The sequence below is a fragment of the Cryobacterium suzukii genome (assembly GCF_004403185.1).
Classification (GTDB): domain Bacteria; phylum Actinomycetota; class Actinomycetes; order Actinomycetales; family Microbacteriaceae; genus Cryobacterium; species Cryobacterium suzukii.
In genome coordinates this window covers 123,960-141,908 of sequence record NZ_SOHJ01000013.1, presented here as the reverse complement: position 1 = coordinate 141,908, position 17,949 = coordinate 123,960, and the positions used below count along the sequence as shown (strand labels likewise).

Here is a 17,949-nt window from a genome sequence, read left to right as displayed (position 1 = left end):
AGAACAACGGCTGCCGCATCGTCGTTTCGAGCTGCGCGTACGGTGCTCACCGGGAGTGGATACGCTAACCAAATGAGCGTTCTAAATGGATTTCATCTAGCGGACCGAGGGTTTTTTTCCCGCGAGGTGCTCGATGTCGCGCCGGAAATTCTCGGCTGCATCCTTCAACGCACCGATGACGATGGCACTGTGACCATTCGCATCACCGAGGTTGAGGCGTATGCGGGGGAACGCGACCCCGGCGCGCACAGCTATCGGGGCATGACGAATCGAAATAGGACAATGTTCGGCCCCGCCGGTCACCTGTACTGCTACTTCACCTACGGTATGCACCACGCGGTGAACCTGGTCGCCGGAAAACCGGGCCAGCCATACGGTTGTCTCATTAGGGCGGGAGAAGTAATAGAGGGTTCCGATATCGCCCGCAGCCGCCGTGAAAGCAAACCACGAAAGGTTCCTCTCCTAGATAGGAATTTGGCGCGAGGTCCTGGCTGCGTTGCCCAAAGCTTCGGAGCAACCCTGGACAACGACGGTGACGATCTTTTCGGCGGACAGTGGAAGTTCTATATTCCGGATGCCGGTGTGGTTTTACCCCACCGAACCGGACCCCGCGTTGGCGTCAGCGGGCCCGGCGGCAACGCGACGAACTTTCCGTGGCGATACTGGTTGGCTGAATCTTCATCCGTATCGACCTACAAACCTGGCCGCCCATCACCGAGACCTTGAGATAAATTGCGGGGCTCGCAATCCGCGAACGTCTGCCGTGGTGAATTTTCTGGTGGGTACCACACGCGGTGACCATCGAGTTTGGCAAAGCTGGTCAGGGTGTGCGGCTTGGTCGAGGTCAGGCTCATGATGTCGGCAACCCGGATGTCCCGAGCCAGCAACGCGTCTCCAATCAGTGATCGGTGACAACGCCAGGGCACGGCCTCGGCACACATGAGCGCCACCGTCTGCTTCCTCGCCAGTGCAATCAACTCGTCGACACCGGCAACGAACTCGGGCGTTTGCATGTAGTCGGCGTAGTTGCGAAAGCTCTTATTGCGCCACGCTCCATTGATGGATGCTTCTGCCGCCGGGGTGTGCCGTAGACCGCCGAGCTCGGCGAGTCGCTGATAGTCGATATCTGCTTCCGACATGCTCGCCGAAAGTTCGTGCTCCCCAAACTGCGGGTTGTGACGAGACCCCGGAACGGTGCGCACGTCGATGAGTCGTTCGACGCCATTCGCTTTCAACATTCCAACGAACTCATCAATGGGGTGAGTCGAATGCCCGATCGTGTACACACAGGTTCCAGCCATGCTTCCATTGAACCGCACCTGCTGAATGAAGCTCTCGTAACAGGTCATCGCGCGCGGCAAAAACTGTGCCGCTACGAAATCTCACCAGTGGGCATAAGCGACTCTGTGGCGCAAACTACCGGGAATCGACCGGCTGGCCGGGACCCCCGCATTTTCATTTCAGCATTTTCTCAGCGAACCTCGATTGTCTAGACTGCACAAACTCAGTTACCTCCAACGAACCATCCCGAGTACGAGGAGAGAACATGCCTTTCATTACCGTCCCTGGTCAAAGCGGTCCTGACGTCGAACTGCACTACGAATACGTCGGTGCCGGTAAGCCCGTTGTACTGATTCACGGCTGGCCACTCAGCAGCAGGTCCTGGGAAGGTCAGGTACCCGCGCTGGTCGAGGCCGGTCACAGGGTCATCACGTACGATCGCCGCGGATTCGGCCAGTCATCTCAGCCGTGGAATGGGTATGATTACGACACGTTCGCCGCCGACTTGAAGGCCGTTCTTGATACCCTCGACCTGCGAGATGTCACTCTCATTGGATTTTCAATGGGTGGCGGCGAGCTTGCTCGTTACGTGGGAACCTACGGCACCGACCGCATCGCGAAGCTCGTCTTCGCCAGCGCAGTGCCGCCGTACCTCTGGAAATCGGATGACAACCCCGATGGAGGTGTCGATGCCGAACTGGCCCAATGGTTCCACGACGGCCTGACCGAAGACCGACCGGCATTCCTGCACGAATTTCTTCAGATGTTTTTCACCGCCGGTAAGCCGTCAATGGTCAATAAGCCGAAGGTCAGTTCCGCGCAGATTGCATACACCCTTGATATGGCCGAAATGGCGTCGCCGAAAGGCACGCTCGACTGCACGGCCGCATTCGCCACAACGGACTTCCGCGATGATCTGTCGAAAATCACCGTACCAACCCTGGTGATACACGGCGACTCCGACACGATCGTGCCCTTCGAGGTCAGTGGCAAGCGCACGCACGCGGCCATTTCCGGCAGCGAACTCGTGGTGATCGAAGGCGCCCCGCACGGTCTGACCGTTTCGCATCGCGAGGAATGGAACCGGCACGTACTCGCTTTCCTCGCGAAGTAGCGAAACCGAAGAGGGTCCGCGCTGACGGGAAGAGTCCGACGCGCAGGCCCTCTTCATCTCTTTACGGGTCGTGGCCGCGCGGGAGGGTGCGGCCCCTTTCGGCCAGATCTAACAGCCCCTGCGCCGTCGCCGAAGCGTTTCCCGGCAGCGCGGGAGCGGACACCCCGTGACCCGCACAAAATAATCCGTGTTCAACCCCAAGAAAAGAGTAAACACATGAGTAAAGAAGCGAATATCGCCGCACAGCAAAAGTTTGGTGAAGCCGTGAACAGCGGAAAACTCGACCTTCTAGACGACCTCGTGGCCGAAGACGCCGTCGACAACGACCCGGCGCCTGGCCAGGGCCCGGGCCCGGCAGGCTACAAAGCGTTCTTCGGCGAGATGATTGCCGCTTTCCCAGACCTGCACATCGAAGTCGAACGTCTCGTCGCGAACGACACCGACGTCGCATTCGCTTATACCCTCACCGGCACCCACCTGGGCCCCCTCATGGGCCGGGCCGCCAGCGGCAAGACGATGTCGGTACGTGGGATGCAAATCAGCCGGTTCCAGAACGGGATACTCGTCGAGCGGTGGGGCAGTAGCGACCAACAGGGCATGCTAGAACAACTGGGCCTCGCCCCGTAGCCCGCAACAACTCGCATTTTCAGTCAGAATGGCCGGGTGCATCGATAAACATGATGCACAAGTTGCCCTGACGAGTCAGGTGTGGGTTCGATGTATGACCATGCCATATTCATTGACCGGTTCGAAGGCATCGCGGTCCCACGCGCCCGGATGCGGAACCGGGCAGTCGACCACGGTATTTCGGGTTGAGTGATCAATGGTGTGTTCGCGCATGGCATGACCGCAGATCGGGCACGCCTGGGAATCGGTCGTGGCCCGCTCTGCGGGACCTCTTGAGGTGTTCTTGTCCTGAATCATGCCATTACGATACGCCGGATTGGACAATAAGGCACGGAACTGCTATGTCTAGGCCATAAGTTCGCGCCGACGGCTCACTTCTCTCCGAAGCCTGATTCCAGCAGGTCCGCGAGGGCATTGATCGCCGGTCCAGCCGCGGGGTCTGTCGACGTGAGCTGCACGCTGCTCCCCCGAGTGAGGCCGAGCGACATTATGCTCAGCAGGCTGCCGGCATCCATGCCGTTCACGGTAATCGGAACCGAAAATGTGCTCGCCAGATTCACGAATTCTGCGGCTGGCCGTGCGTGAAGACCGTCCTTGTTAACGAGGATCACCGTGCGCGACACCCCGGACGAAGCGGACGGCTCGGTGGCCAGTGTCGCCTTACTCATCACGTGCAGCGCTGACTGCGCCGCCGCCACAACCTCGTCAAGGCCTCCCCCGGTTTCTGCGGCCACCGCTGCAGCTACCCCACCTTCGACGAGGGGTGCGTCGACAATCCGCACCTGGTCTTGCTCGGCCTCCTCGAGAAAATCGCGCGCGGTTTCCGCGGTCAGGATGGCCGAACCGAGATCGCAGATAATCACCACGCCCACGCCGCCGTTCGCCGCGATGATTCCGGCGCTGATCTTCTCAAAGCTCGTACCGATTCCACCGGAATCTGTTCCGCCCGCGGCGACAAGACGCACCGTGGGAGCCATTTGGCGTGCCAGTTCGACCAAGCCCGTCGCGATCTTCTCGCTGTGCGAAACGAAAATTATGCCGACTCGTTCAGCGGATGCCGCCGCCATCAATGCTGCGCCATCACGTCGGCCGCGGCGCGCAGCAGCAGTGACGTCGACTGGGAACCCGGGTCTCGGTGACCGATCGCTCGCTCTCCGAGATAGCTTGCCCGTCCCTTGCGTGCTACCAGCGGCTCGGTGGCCTGGGCGCCTTGCGCCGCGGCATCCGCTGCGGCGAGCAGGACCGCGCCAACGGGTGAGCCAGCCGTCTGCGCGGCCGACGCCGCGTTGACGGCCGGGGTCCAGGCGTCGACCATGGTCTTGTCACCCTCTGCTGCTTTGCCCCGCAGCACGATGCCGTCCCGCGCCGCCGTCAGCAGGGCGACCAGTGCGGTCGCATCCAACGATTGCGTCGTGCCGACAGCACCGGCGGCTTTTAGAAAGGCTGTACCGTACAGCGGACCGGCAGCGCCGCCGACCGTCGAGATCAGAGTTGTGGCGACGATTTTTAACACGGAGCCTGGCGTTGTCTCGTCGTCGAGCCCATCGAGTTTGGGCAGGATCGCCTGGAAACCGCGATCCATGTTCTCCCCGTGGTCGCCGTCGCCGATGTCGCGGTCGAGGGTGTTGAGGGCGGCCCGATTGGCTGCGAGTACGTCGGCGCTCAGTCGAATCCAGCGAATGGTCCAGCCGGTGTCCAGCCTGGGTGCTGCGCTGGGGAGGTCGGCGTCAGAGACAACTGCGCCGGGTTCATCGTTCGGGGTCATTGAATCTCCTTCTACCGTCCCCACCGTAGCGCGGACGTCTGCACCGGGGCATCCCAGAGTGCCGTGAGCTCGTCGTCGAGTTTCAGAACGGAGATCGATGCTCCCGCCATCTCGAGGCTCGTCGTGTAATTACCGACCAGGCTTCGGGTGACTGTGATGCCGCGCTCCGTTAGAACTTCGGCAGCCCGGCGGAACACGATATATAGCTCAATCTGCGGTGTGCCGCCCATACCGTTGACGAACAGGAGTGCCTCGTCACCACTGGCAAAGGGCAGGTCGTCGAGAATGGGGCCGAGCAGCCGGTCCACGATGGCGTCGGCGGGCTCGAGCTTGATCCGCTCTCGCCCTGGCTCGCCGTGAATGCCAATGCCAATTTCGATTTCGTCGTCGGCCAGGGTAAAACTCGGTTCCCCCGCGTGCGGCACGACGCACGGGGTGAGCGCAACACCCATGCTGCGCACGCGGGAATTCACCTTCTCGGCCACGGCGAGAACGGCATCCAGATCATCTCCGCGCTCAGCGGCAGCTCCGGTAATCTTCTCAACGAGGACCGTTCCGGCCACACCGCGGCGTCCGGCTGTATAGAGCGAGTCCTTCACGGCGACATCGTCGTTAATGATGACCGCGCGAACGTCGATGCCTTCAGCGGCAGCAAGATCGGCGGCGGTCTCAAAATTCAGCACGTCGCCGGTGTAGTTCTTCACGATGTGGAGCACTCCCGCTCCGCCGTCGACGGCCTGTGTCGCTGCCAGGATGGGGTCCGGTGTCGGCGACGTGAAAACGGGGCCGGGAACGGCGGCATCCAGCATTCCGAAACCGACAAATCCACCGTGCAAGGGTTCGTGTCCACTGCCGCCACCACTGACGATTCCGACCTTGCCGCGCAGCGGCGCATCCGCTCGCACAATGAAAACCGGATCGTGCGAGACTCGCACAATGTCGGCGTGCGCCACCTCGAACCCGGCGACGGCCTCGTTGACGACGTTCTTCGGATCGTTGATGAGCTTCTTCATGAACAGCCATTCACTCGGTGATGCCACGGATTCCTTCGGGTGCTTCGCCCAGACGAATTTTCCCACGCTCAACATACGCGATGTGACCAAGGTCAGTAAGAGCCAGGGCGAACTCGCCTGGCCTATTCCCCTTGGTGACGCCCCGCGCTATGTTATTGCCGTCCGTTCACCGCAGAGGGGAAGCTGCAGCGTCCCTTGTCTGACCAGAAAGGTTCTCGTGGAAAATATCGGAGCTGTATTCGTCTCGGAGGTCGTGGGCACTGCGATGCTGGTTCTCCTTGGAACCGGCGTGGTTGCCAACGTCGCTTTGGCCAAGAACAAGGGCCTCGGTGGTGGGTTCCTCATGGTGACCATCGGCTGGGGCTTCGCCGTCTTCGCGGGCGTCATGGTCGCCTATCGTTCGGGTGGGCACCTTAATCCGGCCGTCACCCTGGGCCTCGTGGCCCACGGTGACACGGAATTCGGGATGGATGTCCCGGTCAACGCCGTCTCCGTGCTCGCCTATATCGGCGCACAGATGATCGGAGCGATTCTCGGCGCCGTCGCCTGCTGGCTCGCGTACAAGCAACACTTTGACGCCGAACCGGACCCGGCCAACAAACTTGGTGTCTTCTCGACCGGGCCGGCCATTCGCTCGTACGGCTGGAACATGGTCACCGAGATCATCGGCACGTTTGTACTGGTCTTCGTTGTCATAGCCTTCGGCCGGCAGGGCGAAACCGGCGGCCTTGCCGCCCTCGGGCCACTCCCCGTTGCACTGCTCGTGATCGTCATCGGTACCTCGCTCGGAGGTCCGACCGGATACGCCATCAACCCCGCCCGAGACCTCGGACCGCGAATCGCACACTTCATCCTGCCCATCAAGGGCAAGGGCAGCTCCGACTGGGCCTACTCCTGGGTTCCCGTCGTCGGCCCCATCATCGGCGGCCTGCTGGCTGGCTGGGCCGCCCTGGTTCTGCTGCCGCTATTGGCCACCTGACTCGAACACACGGGCCGGTTCCCCGTGAACCGGCCCGTTGTCACGCCACCCCACCTGCATAATCGGCATTCCATTAGGAGGACACGTACAAAATGACTGACTACATTCTCGCTATAGACCAGGGAACCACCAGTTCGCGAGCGATTATCTTCGACAAGGCCGGCTCGATCGTGTCGACCGGGCAACTCGAACACGAGCAGATTTTTCCCCAGGCCGGCTGGGTCGAGCACGACCCGAAAGAGATTTGGGACAACACCCGCGAAGTGATCGGGCAGGCATTGTCCAAGGCCAACCTCACACGGCACGACATTCGGGCCGTCGGCATCACAAATCAGCGAGAAACCGCCGTGGTATGGGACAAAACGACCGGCGTTCCCGTCTACAACGCGATCGTTTGGCAGGACACCCGCACCCAGCCCATCGTCGACCGCCTCGCCACCGACGGAGGCGTGGAACGGTTCAAAAAGAAGGTCGGGTTGCCCCTGGCTACCTATTTTTCGGGCACGAAAATAGTTTGGATTCTCGAGAACGTTGAGGGTGCCAGGGCCAAGGCTGATGCCGGCGACCTGCTCTTTGGAACAACGGACTCCTGGGTGTTGTGGAACCTGACCGGAGGAGTTGACGGGGGCGTGCACGCCACCGACGTCACCAACGCGAGCCGTACCTTGTTCATGGATCTGGAGACTTTGCAGTGGGACGACGAGATCCTCGCCATTTTTGACGTGCCCAGGTCGATGCTGCCTTCGATCCGCTCCTCCTCCGAGGTCTACGGCACCGCCCACACCTCGAGCCTGCTGCGTGAGGTTCCCATCGCTGGCATCCTCGGTGACCAGCAGGCGGCGACTTTCGGGCAGGCGGCGTTTGACCAGGGGGAAGCCAAGAACACGTACGGCACCGGCAATTTCTTGATCTTTAACACCGGTACCGAGATTGTGCACTCCAAAAACGGACTTCTCACGACTCTGGGGTACAAGCTCGGCGATGACGCCCCGCACTATGCCCTGGAGGGATCCATCGCCGTGACGGGCGCCCTGGTGCAGTGGATGCGCGACAATCTCGGCATGATCAGCTCGGCTTCCGAGATTGAAGCTCTGGCAAAAACCGTCGATGATAATGGCGGAGCCTACTTCGTACCGGCGTTCTCGGGACTGTTTGCGCCGTACTGGCGTTCCGACGCGCGCGGTGCCCTGGTCGGTCTTACCCGATTCGTAAACAGAGGCCACATTGCACGAGCAGCGCTGGAAGCGACGGCGTTTCAGACCCGGGAGGTCATCGATGCGGTCAACGCCGACTCGGGTGTGCCCCTCACGGAGATCAAGGTCGACGGCGGCATGATCACCAACAACCTGCTCATGCAGTTTCAGGCCGACATTCTCGGGGTTCCCGTGGTTCGCCCGGTCGTTGCGGAAACGACAGCGTTGGGCGCAGCCTATGCTGCCGGCCTTGCGGTGGGCTTCTGGAGCGGTCTCGACGAACTGCGCACCAACTGGCAGGAAGACAGCCGGTGGACGCCGCAGATGAACGAGGCTGAACGCAGCCGCCAGCTGCGCAATTGGAAAAAAGCGGTCACGAAGACATTCGGGTGGGTCGACGAGGACGTTCTCTAGGGCGCGTCACACGAACGGCGACGTCGGTTTCAGACCTGCGTCGCCGCAATCCACGCAGACAATTTGGCCGTGGCCACGCCAGAGTCAATGGCTTCGGCGGCTACGGCCAACTTATTGCGAAAGCGCTCCAAAATAGCCACCTGCACTTGGGATGCATCATTGGCCAGGTCGAAGGCCACCAGCCCGGCTGCCGCATTGAGCAAAACGATATCGCGGACCGGTCCTGGCTCCCCCGCGAGGACGGAGTGCACAATGTCCGCGTTGTGTTGGGGCGAACCGCCGACCAAATCGCTAATCTGCGCTCGCTTGATTCCGAGGTCCCGCGGGTCGATGTCGTGTTCGGTTACCAGGCCGCGCGACACTTCCCAGACGTGGCTGTGCCCCGTGGTCGTCATTTCGTCGAGGCCATCGTCCCCCCGAAAGACCAGCGCCGTTGCACCTCGAGTTTGAAACACACCAACAAAGAGCGGAACCCGATCGAGGTCAGCGACGCCGACGGCGGATGCCTCTGGCCGCGCCGGATTGCACAGCGGACCGAGGTAATTGAACACCGTGGGAATACCCAACTCCTTGCGAGTGAGGGCCACGTGGCGAAACCCGGGATGAAAAGCCGCAGCAAAGGCAAAGGTGATCCCGGTCTCCTTGAACACCTGAGCCACGCGCGTCGCGTCCCGCGACAGGTCGATCCCCAATTCGCCGAGAACGTCCGACGATCCGGAAGCTGAACTGGCGGCGCGGTTACCGTGCTTGACCACCGGCACACCGGCTGCCGCGCAGACGATCGACGCCATCGTAGAAATGTTCACGGTCCCGAACCGGTCACCACCCGTACCGACAATGTCGAGAGCCATCGGATTGACTGGGAGTGCAACTGCCTGCTCGAGGATAGCGTCTCGAAATCCGACAATCTCATCGACGGTCTCCCCCTTAGCCCGGAGGGCAACCAAAAAAGCGCCTAGTTGGGACGGAGTGGCCTCGCCGAGCATAATGCGTTCCATGCTCCACGCGGCGTCGGCCACACTCAAGTCCCGTCCGACGAGGAGGGAATTTAATATGTTGGGCCAAGACTGCGATTCAAGCATGATTCCGATCATAGGAGAACGGGCCCAACTCCCCCGAATTCACGGCACTCCCGCGCCGAAATTGCTCACCCGAACCAAGGAATAAGACTCACTTGCACGAGTGATTGAGAAAAACCTGTGGGAATATCGGCCATAATGGAGGGGTGACCAGCACCTCAATTACTCAGACGGCGAGTGCGCCCGTCGTGAACCGGCCCAACAGCGTGGCTGTAGGCACCATTGTGTGGTTGGGCAGCGAGGTGATGTTTTTCGCGGGGCTCTTCGCAATTTACTTCACGCTTCGTTCAACCTCCCCCGAGCTGTGGCTGTTTGAGGCCGACAAGCACAACTTCACCTTCGCGTTGATCAATACGTTGATCCTGGTGTCGTCCTCGGTGACCTGCCAGTTCGGAGTTTTTGCTGCCGAACGGCTGCAGGCTCGTTCAACGGGCTGGAAGCCGAGTGAGTGGGGCATGATCGAGTGGTTCTTCCTCACCTACGCCCTCGGCGCGATCTTCGTCACCGGCCAAGTGTTCGAATACGCCACCCTGGTCTCCGAAGGAATTTCACTCTCCTCCAACGCTTATGGTTCCGCCTTCTACATCACGACCGGCTTCCACGGCATTCACGTGACCGCTGGACTGCTCGCCTTCCTTCTTGTGATTGGGCGCGGTTTCGCGGTCAAGAACTTCGGCCATAAAGAGGCCACCAGCGCCATCGTGGTTTCCTACTACTGGCACTTCGTCGACGTCGTCTGGATCGGGCTCTTCCTGGTCATCTACGTTCTTAAATAGAAGTCAATACTTAGAAACGGGAGCGGACTACTTCAGCATGACCAAGATCAAAACCCCTCGTGCACGCCGGCCACGCAAGACCGGACGTCGCCATCCTCTCGCCAGTGTTGCGCTCATTGCCGTCGGACTGCTCTTCACTGGAGGCGCCTATGTCGCCTTTAGCACGAGCACTGCCGTTGCGACAACGGATGCGTCCTCCCAGCAGACCATCGCCCAGGGTGAAAAGCTCTTCGCGGCGAACTGCGCCACCTGCCACGGCCTCAGCGCTCAGGGCTCGTCGGAAGGACCCAGCCTGATCGGAGTCGGTGCTGCTTCGGTCGACTTCCAAGTCGGCACCGGTCGCATGCCGATGCAGATGCAGGGCCCGCAAGCGCAGAAGAAGCCGGTGCAGTTCACGCCCGAGCAAACTGCCGCGCTGGCCGCGTACGTGGCTTCGCTCGCTCCCGGACCGGCTATTCCCTCTGGTGAGCTGCTCGACGCTGCTGGCGACGCTGCAACCGGAGCCGAACTGTTCCGCATCAACTGCGCAATGTGCCACAACGTTGCCGGCGCCGGTGGCGCGCTGACGGAGGGAAAGTTCGCTCCAGCGATCGAGAACGTATCGGCCCAGCACATCTACGAAGCCATGATCACCGGTCCGCAGAACATGCCGGTTTTCAACGATATGAATATCTCACCCGAAGACAAGCGTGACATCATCACCTACCTCAAGTACGTCGAGAACAATCCGTCTCCGGGCGGTTTGGCACTCGGTTCCTTGGGACCGGTGGCTGAAGGCCTCTTCATCTGGATCTTCGGATTGGGCGCAATCGTGGCCCTCACCGTGTGGATCACCGCTAAATCAAATTAGAACGCGGTATCCGGTCTTGACACGCCATTCGGTACCGATCGAACGTCGCGTAGCACCACAGTGCAAAGTATTTACACCCACGAAGGAGAACAATGGCCAAGGACGATAACGGCGCGGAGCACGTAACCGCCGCCGACTCGCCTGGCGCGCAGCTCGCGACATCTGCCGCAAGCACAGCCGTCGTTACACGGGATGCCCTGGTCAACCCGGGATTCCCGCCGCACCGTCCGCGCATTACCGACCTTGACCACAAGGAAGAGCGCAAGGCCGAGCGCACCGTATACACGTTGTTCTACGTGTCCATCGTGGGCAGTGTCTTTGCAATCGCCGCGTACATGGCGTTTCCCATCGTTGCCGAAGATCCGGGCTCCGTACGCCTGAACAACCTCTTCATCGGGCTCGGCCTCAGCCTTGCGCTGCTTGCCATTGGCATCGGCGCCGTGCACTGGGGTAAGGCCCTCATGAGCGATCACGAGGGTGTCGACGAACGTCACCCCGTGCGTGGCACAGAACCCGTCCGGGCCCGTGCCGTAGAGATCTTTCAGCAAGCCAATGAGGAATCCGGCTTTGGTCGCCGCACACTCATTCGCAACAGTTTGATCGGTGCGCTCGTTGTGTTCCCGCTGCCAGCAGTCGTTCTCTTTCGCGGCCTCGGCCCGATGGACCAGGACCCGGTCGCCCTGCTCGAAGAGACCATGTGGAAAAAAGGCGTACGCCTCACCATCGACCCGAGCGGAACCCCGATCAAGGCAGCGGACGTCACCCTCGGATCTTCGTTCCACGTCATTCCGGAAGGCCTGTCCGAAATGGGCCACGGCCGTCTGGAAGAGAAGGCGAAAGCCGCTGTTCTGCTCATTCGAATGGATCCGAAGGACCTGATCGAAGAAGAAGACCGCAAGTCCTGGTCCTATGACGGCATCGTGGCATATTCTAAGATCTGCACCCACGTTGGATGCCCGGTCGCTCTCTATGAACAGCACACGCACCACCTCCTTTGCCCCTGCCACCAGTCGCAGTTCGACGTTGAAAACCACTGCAAGGTCATCTTCGGACCGGCCAAACGGGCACTACCCCAGCTACCGATCGCCGTGGACGCTGAGGGTTACCTAATCGCGCAAAGCGATTTCACTGAACCAGTCGGCCCGAGCTTCTGGGAGCGAGCATGACAACGATAACCACCCGCGAATCCGCTGAGGACCAGGGCGTCGGGGTGAAGAAGTCCGGAGGTTTCACAGCCTCAGCCGCCAACTATATTGACGAACGCACGAGCATCTCGGGCGCCGTCAAGGAACTTGGCCGCAAGATCTTCCCCGACCACTGGTCCTTTCTTCTCGGAGAAGTGGCGCTGTACAGCTTCGTCATTATTTTGCTCTCGGGGTCGTTTCTGACCTTCTTCTTCCAGGCGTCGATGGCCGAGGTCGTGTACGACGGTTCCTTTGCCCCGCTCAAGGGCATACCAATGTCAGCGGCGATGTCGTCCACGATGGATATCTCCTTTGATATTCGTGGTGGACTCCTCATGCGTCAGGTGCACCACTGGGCAGCCCTACTGTTTGTCGCTGCGATCGGCCTGCACATGCTGCGCATCTACTTCACCGGTGCGTTCCGCAAACCGCGTGAGCTGAACTGGGTGATCGGTTTCATCCTCTTCATCTTGGCAATGGCTGAAGGCTTCACCGGCTATTCCCTCCCCGACGACCTGCTTTCCGGTAACGGCCTGCGCATCATCGACGGCTTGATCAAGGGCATTCCGGTCGTCGGCACCTGGTTCTCCTTCCTCCTCTTCGGCGGAGAATTCCCTGGTACGGACATCGTCGGGCGGTTGTACTCACTGCACATTTTGTTGCTGCCGGCCATCATCGTCGCGCTGATTGCCATGCACCTCTTGTTCGTCGTCGTGCACAAGCACACCCAGTACCCAGCAGCCGGACACACCAACCAGAACGTTGTTGGTTACCCGGTTATGCCGGTCTACGCCGCCAAAGCGGGTGGATTCTTCTTCATCGTCTTCGGTGTCGTCATGCTGATCGCATCGTTGTTCACGATCAACCCGATCTGGAACTACGGCCCATACGATCCGTCACCGGTATCGGCAGGCACTCAGCCCGACTGGTACATCGGCTTCGCCGACGGCGCCATGCGTCTGATTCCTACCGGTTGGGAGTTCGTCTGGCTGAACCATACCTACTCGCTCAACATCCTCGTGGTGCTCATCGTGGTCGGACTGTTCATCGTGACCGTCATGATCTATCCGTTCATTGAAGCGTGGATCACGGGCGACAAGCGTGAACATCACGTGCTGGATCGTCCGCGCAACGCCCCGACTCGCACCGCTATTGGCGCAGCCGGTGTCACGTTCTACGCCTCCCTCTGGGCAGCAGCATCGTCGGACATCATGGCGACGCACTTTCACCTCACCATGGAGGGTGTTATCCACACGCTCCAGGCGACCACGTTGCTCGGTCCGTTCCTCGCCTTCTTCATCGCCAAGCGCGTGTGTCTGGCCCTGCAGAAGAAGGACCGCGAGATCGTGCTGCACGGTTACGAGTCCGGCCGTATCGTACGGCTCCCCGGTGGCGAGTTCGTCGAGGTGCACCAGCCCGTCGACGAGTATGAGCGTTGGAAGCTGGTCAGCTACAGCGACTTCAAGCCCCTCATGTTGCGTCCTAACGCTCAGGGCAAGATCGGCGTGGCCGAGAAAGTCCGTGCCGGCCTGTCCCGCTGGTTCTTCGAGGACCGGATCACTCCGGTTACGCAGACGGAGCTGAACCGGGCTCACGGCGATCACCCAGCGGAGATCACCGATAAGTAGATCACACCGAACAGAACGGGCATCGATGTCACTCCAGACGCTATCGGAGTGGCTTCGGTGCCCGAACTGTTTACTCCCCCTCCACCCCAGCGGCGAACTGCTATTGGGATGTGAGCGCGGTCATTCCTTCGACGTGAACAAGCGGGGCTTCGTCAACCTGCTCGCCGGACCGCACAAGTTCATCGGTGATAGCGCGACCATGCTGGAAGCGCGGGACCAGTTCCTTAAGGCCGGGTGGTATGAACCTCTTCGAGACATTATCCGAGACATCGTCGCCGGTGAGGCGCCCAAGCGCGTCCTCGATGTGGGCTGTGGCACCGGGTACTATCTGAGGGCAGCGCTGCCCTCAGGAGACAATATACGGGCGCTGGGAATGGACCTCTCCCCTACCGCCGTGGGTCGTACTATCCGATCAAGTGAACGCGTCGACGGGCTGGTGGCGGACGTCTGGTCGCCGCTCCCGGTGCGCGATGGCGCCGCGGACCTCATCCTCAACGTTTTTGCACCCCGCAATGCCGCCGAATTCGCTCGCGTGCTGCGTGCGGATGGACTGCTGCTGGTCGTCGTTCCGCAGCCGAGCCATCTGCAGCAATTGCGCGACTCGGGACTCGCCGTGGAAATGCAAGCCGACAAGGCGGCTCATCTGACAGCTAGTCTCGGTGCCTGGTTCACCCCCGAGGTGCACGAACAGTTCGGTCGTACCGTGCAGCTGACGGCTTCAGAGGTGACGTCGCTGATCGGCATGGGTCCGTCCGCGCATCACTCGCGCCCTGCCGGAGTGGACCCGGCGGGAATTGATCAAGTCGTCACGGTCGCGTTCGACATCTTTGGTTTTCGACGACGCTAAGATCCGCTGTGCGCAGCATCAGGACGGTTCCCCGCCTTGCACCTGCCCGTGACGTGACGCTGCTGCACCGTTAAACGACGATACCGACCTCCCGTGAGGGAGATCGGTATCGAACGAGTCGTGTGCTTAGCGGGCGAACAGGCCCCGGTAGTACTCGTACACCCAACCGGTAAGGGCGACGAGACCGAGACCTAGACCGATGAAGCAAATCCAGTAGCCCACGGCCAAGCCGAGGAAGAGGAGTGCCGTTGATGCGGCCAGGAAAATAGGCCACCAGCTCCAGGGACTAAAGAATCCCATTTCTGGATCACCGTCATCAATGTTGCCATCGAGACGGTCTTCGGGCAGCTCACCGCCCTGGGCTGCATGTACTTTACCGAGGTAGAAGGCAACGAGTGCCATTAGTACTGCCGTCAAAGCGAGCATGAACGTACCCGCCCATTCGACCGCGCCGTGGTCGAAGAGGTTCCATGCGACATAGACAATCGTGACGACGACAAAGAATACGGTGAGCACCCAGAGCAGGTTTGCGTTGGTTTTCATTTATTTAACCTGATTCGAATCGATGTCGTAAACCGTCACGTCGGGGGCATCTTTACCGGGGCCGATACCGACCGGTAGGCCGGCTTCGGGATGGTTGAGGTCGAAAGCCGGACGTTCAGAGCGGATTCGGGGAATGGAAGTGAAGTTGTGGCGCGGCGGCGGGCAGGACGTTGCCCACTCGAGCGAGGCCCCATAGCCCCACGGATCGTTGACCGTGACCTGTGGTGCCTTGCGCGCGGTGATGTACACGTTCAGGAAGAACGGGATCATCGACACGGCGAGAACCATGGCGCCGATGGTGGATACCTGGTTCATCCAAGTGAAACCATCGTCGGGCGAATACGTCGCGTAACGACGAGGCATGCCCATCACGCCGAGCCAGTGCTGGATAAGGAAGGTCGTGTGGAAGCCGATGAATAACAGCCAGAAGTGCCACTTGCCGAGGCTCTCATTGAGCATCTTGCCGGTCCACTTGGGCCACCAGAAATAGAACCCGCTGAACATCGCGAAGACGACGGTACCGAACACAACGTAGTGGAAGTGCGCAACGACGAAGTAGGTGTCCGACACGTGGAAGTCGAGCGGCGGTGACGCCAGGATGACACCCGTGAGTCCACCGAAGGTGAACGTGACGAGGAAGCCGATGGCCCAGATCATGGGTGTTTCGAAGGTGATGGAACCACGCCACATGGTGCCGATCCAGTTGAAGATCTTGACCCCGGTCGGAACGGCGATGAGCATGGTCATGAGCGAGAAGAACGGCAGAAGTACCGATCCGGTGACGTACATGTGGTGCGCCCAGACCGAGACCGACAGCGCCGCGATGGAAATGGTCGCATAGATGAGCGTCTTGTACCCGAACATCGGCTTGCGACTGAAGACAGGGAACACTTCTGAGACGATGCCGAAGAACGGCAGCGCGATGATGTAAACCTCGGGGTGACCGAAGAACCAGAAGAGGTGTTGCCAGAGGATCGCGCCACCGTTTGCAGGATCGTAAATGTGCGAACCAAAGATGCGGTCGGACGCCGCGGCGAGCATGGCAGCAGCGAGTACCGGGAAAACCATCAGGCTCAGCAGTGCGGTGATTAGAGTGTTCCACGTGAACACCGGCATACGCCACATCGTCATACCGGGTGCGCGCATGGTGATGATGGTTGTGATGAAGTTCACGGCACCCAGGATTGTTCCGAAGCCGGAAAGCCCTAGCCCGACCATCCACAGGTTTCCACCGACTCCGGGCGAGAACGTGGTGCTCGCCAGGGGCTGGTAGGCGAACCATCCGAAGGATGCCGCGCCCTGCGGCGTAAGGAATCCGGCGACGGCGATCAGGCTTCCGAAGTTGAAGAACCAGTAGGCAAGGGCGTTTAGCCGCGGGAACGCGACGTCAGGCGCACCGATTTGTAGCGGAACCAGGAAGTTCGCGAAGCCGAAGAAGAGGGGCGTGGCGAACATTAGGAGCATGATCGTGCCGTGCATTGTGAAGAGCTGGTTGTACTGCTCCTTGGTCTGCACCACGTCGAGTCCCGGAGCGAACAGCTGGGCACGAATGATCAACGCCATGACTCCGCCGAGGCAGAAGTAGATGAACGAGGTGATTAGGTACATGTACCCGATGACCTTGTGGTCGGTGGAGGTAATCCACCGGACGAGTACGTTGCCCTTACGTTCGGCCGAGTCGGAGACCGGTGCGGCCGGGCGTGACTCAACGGGTGAAATTGTCGTGGTCATGGCTTAGTTGCCCTCCGGTGCCGTCGGAGCACTCGTGCCCGGCTGATTCTGATTGCGGTCGAACTCGTTATCGAGCTGACCGACGTTACCCGCGGTGCGCAGGGACTGGATGTACGTGTCGTAGTCAGCCTGAGAGACAACTTCGACATTGAAGAGCATGAGGGAGTGGTACTCGCCGCACAGCTCGGCGCACTTACCCGCGTATGTACCGATGCGCTGAGGGGTGACCGACATGTAGTTGGTTTTGCCAGGGACGACATCTTTTTTGTACAGGAAGTCGATGACCCAGAAGGAGTGGATAACGTCGCGAGATTCCAGCGCGATCTCAATGGTCTTGTCGACCGGCAGTACGAGCACGGGAAGTTCTGATTCGATCCGCGAGCCGGGGGCGCCGTTGGGATCTTCCTGGGCCTGGATGCCGGGTGAGTAAACGTCTTCGTCGACGTAGTTAAAGTCCCAGGCCCACTGCTTGGCCTGAACTTCAATTGTCACGTCAGGAGAGTCGTAACGAGCTTCGATCTCGATCTGGTCGCGCACGGTGAAGGCGAAGAAGCCGATAACGAGGATGAGGGGCACGATCGTATAAAAGATCTCGATCGGCATGTTGTACCGCAGCTGAACCGGAAGTCCGGTCTGGCCCTTGCGACGCCGATACACGACGATCGTCCAGATGATGAGGCCCCAGGTTATGAGACCGACGATAAGGAGCACGATCCAGGAGGTAGTCCACAGGCCGCCGATGCGATCGGTCTGGTTGGTCACCGCCGTTTCGCCCTCATTTTCAAAACCGGGCAGGAAACCGTGGAGCTGGGCTTGCGTGCATCCGGCCAGGACAACGGCTAGCGTTGCTGCGAGCGGAATAGCAGCCCAACGAAGGCGGTGGTTAGTGCGCACCGGGGACCTTTCGGGAGATTCGAGGACACTT

Annotated in this window: 19 protein-coding genes; 10 read left to right on the top strand and 9 right to left on the bottom strand. The window is 60.4% G+C overall.

Annotation, left to right across the window (positions count from 1 at the left end; genetic code table 11):
• Positions 1-72: 72 nt before the first annotated feature.
• A complete protein-coding gene (locus E3T39_RS13440; protein WP_134516158.1) occupies positions 73-726 on the top strand; it encodes a DNA-3-methyladenine glycosylase in 654 nt (217 codons plus the stop codon).
• Here E3T39_RS13440 and E3T39_RS13435 read toward each other — a convergent pair.
• Positions 693-1,286: a DUF488 domain-containing protein gene (locus tag E3T39_RS13435; protein WP_241979707.1), complete on the bottom strand. Its 594-nt coding sequence runs from the start codon at positions 1,284-1,286 to the stop codon at positions 693-695. The two genes, E3T39_RS13440 and E3T39_RS13435, sit on opposite strands and share 34 nt — an antisense overlap.
• A 260-nt stretch (positions 1,287-1,546) precedes the next feature.
• On the opposite strand from E3T39_RS13435, the gene E3T39_RS13430 reads away from it, so the two are divergent.
• Together E3T39_RS13430 and E3T39_RS13425 are read left to right on the top strand one after the other, a co-directional pair.
• Positions 1,547-2,395, top strand: coding sequence for an alpha/beta fold hydrolase (locus tag E3T39_RS13430; RefSeq protein WP_134516156.1), 849 nt, complete (start codon positions 1,547-1,549; stop codon positions 2,393-2,395).
• Positions 2,396-2,611: 216 nt separating this feature from the next.
• A complete protein-coding gene (locus E3T39_RS13425; protein WP_134516154.1) occupies positions 2,612-3,022 on the top strand; it encodes an ester cyclase in 411 nt (136 codons plus the stop codon).
• Positions 3,023-3,097: 75 nt separating this feature from the next.
• Here the strand turns inward: E3T39_RS13425 and E3T39_RS13420 are convergent, their stop codons facing one another.
• The 4 genes from E3T39_RS13420 to dhaK form a co-directional block, all read right to left on the bottom strand.
• Entirely contained in the window at positions 3,098-3,319 is a 222-nt protein-coding gene (locus E3T39_RS13420) for a hypothetical protein (RefSeq protein ID WP_134516152.1), read from the bottom strand.
• 74 nt (positions 3,320-3,393) lie between these two features.
• A complete protein-coding gene (gene dhaM, locus E3T39_RS13415) occupies positions 3,394-4,089 on the bottom strand; it encodes a dihydroxyacetone kinase phosphoryl donor subunit DhaM (protein ID WP_134516150.1) in 696 nt (231 codons plus the stop codon).
• A complete protein-coding gene (gene dhaL / locus E3T39_RS13410) occupies positions 4,089-4,787 on the bottom strand; it encodes a dihydroxyacetone kinase subunit DhaL (RefSeq protein ID WP_134516148.1) in 699 nt (232 codons plus the stop codon). Before dhaL ends, dhaM begins: the two co-directional genes overlap by 1 nt.
• Before the next feature lie 11 nt (positions 4,788-4,798).
• On the bottom strand, positions 4,799-5,800 hold the full coding sequence (gene dhaK, locus E3T39_RS13405; RefSeq protein ID WP_134516289.1) for a dihydroxyacetone kinase subunit DhaK: 1,002 nt from the start codon (positions 5,798-5,800) through the stop codon (positions 4,799-4,801).
• Between the two features lie 217 nt (positions 5,801-6,017).
• On the opposite strand from dhaK, the gene E3T39_RS13400 reads away from it, so the two are divergent.
• A complete protein-coding gene (locus E3T39_RS13400; protein ID WP_134516146.1) occupies positions 6,018-6,779 on the top strand; it encodes an MIP/aquaporin family protein in 762 nt (253 codons plus the stop codon).
• Positions 6,780-6,871: 92 nt separating this feature from the next.
• Entirely contained in the window at positions 6,872-8,386 is a 1,515-nt protein-coding gene (gene glpK / locus E3T39_RS13395) for a glycerol kinase GlpK (protein ID WP_134516144.1), read from the top strand.
• Positions 8,387-8,415: 29 nt separating this feature from the next.
• On the opposite strand, the gene trpD is transcribed toward glpK, so the two are convergent.
• Positions 8,416-9,468 (bottom strand): anthranilate phosphoribosyltransferase, encoded by a 1,053-nt coding sequence (trpD, locus tag E3T39_RS13390; protein WP_134516143.1) that lies wholly within the window; start codon positions 9,466-9,468, stop codon positions 8,416-8,418.
• A gap of 143 nt (positions 9,469-9,611) precedes the next feature.
• Here trpD and ctaE point away from each other — a divergent pair, with 143 nt between their 5' ends.
• The 5 genes from ctaE (at position 9,612) to E3T39_RS13365 (ending at position 14,750) form a co-directional block, all read left to right on the top strand.
• Positions 9,612-10,241 carry an aa3-type cytochrome oxidase subunit III gene (ctaE, locus tag E3T39_RS13385; RefSeq protein WP_241979706.1) on the top strand — a complete coding sequence of 210 codons (630 nt, stop codon included), beginning with the start codon at positions 9,612-9,614 and terminating at the stop codon, positions 10,239-10,241.
• Between the two features lie 37 nt (positions 10,242-10,278).
• Positions 10,279-11,091 (top strand): cytochrome bc1 complex diheme cytochrome c subunit, encoded by an 813-nt coding sequence (gene qcrC / locus E3T39_RS13380; protein WP_134516141.1) that lies wholly within the window; start codon positions 10,279-10,281, stop codon positions 11,089-11,091.
• 92 nt (positions 11,092-11,183) lie between these two features.
• The gene (qcrA, locus tag E3T39_RS13375; RefSeq protein WP_134516139.1) at positions 11,184-12,257 is read left to right on the top strand and encodes a cytochrome bc1 complex Rieske iron-sulfur subunit; all 1,074 of its coding nucleotides are present in this window, start codon (positions 11,184-11,186) and stop codon (positions 12,255-12,257) included.
• The gene (gene qcrB, locus E3T39_RS13370; RefSeq protein WP_134516137.1) at positions 12,254-13,903 is read left to right on the top strand and encodes a cytochrome bc1 complex cytochrome b subunit; all 1,650 of its coding nucleotides are present in this window, start codon (positions 12,254-12,256) and stop codon (positions 13,901-13,903) included. Before qcrA ends, qcrB begins: the two co-directional genes overlap by 4 nt.
• Positions 13,904-13,928: 25 nt before the next feature.
• Positions 13,929-14,750 (top strand): methyltransferase domain-containing protein, encoded by an 822-nt coding sequence (locus E3T39_RS13365; RefSeq protein ID WP_134516135.1) that lies wholly within the window; start codon positions 13,929-13,931, stop codon positions 14,748-14,750.
• Between the two features lie 126 nt (positions 14,751-14,876).
• On the opposite strand, the gene E3T39_RS13360 is transcribed toward E3T39_RS13365, so the two are convergent.
• From E3T39_RS13360 to ctaC, 3 genes are read right to left on the bottom strand one after another with little or no spacing between them, the layout of a single operon-like run.
• Positions 14,877-15,293, bottom strand: a complete 417-nt coding sequence (locus E3T39_RS13360) for a cytochrome c oxidase subunit 4 (RefSeq protein WP_134516133.1) — start codon at positions 15,291-15,293, stop codon at positions 14,877-14,879.
• Positions 15,294-17,024 carry an aa3-type cytochrome oxidase subunit I gene (ctaD, locus tag E3T39_RS13355; protein WP_134516131.1) on the bottom strand — a complete coding sequence of 577 codons (1,731 nt, stop codon included), beginning with the start codon at positions 17,022-17,024 and terminating at the stop codon, positions 15,294-15,296. It lies immediately after the preceding gene.
• 3 nt (positions 17,025-17,027) lie between these two features.
• Positions 17,028-17,918, bottom strand: coding sequence for an aa3-type cytochrome oxidase subunit II (ctaC, locus tag E3T39_RS13350; protein WP_134516129.1), 891 nt, complete (start codon positions 17,916-17,918; stop codon positions 17,028-17,030).
• Between the last annotated feature and the right edge of the window lie 31 nt (positions 17,919-17,949).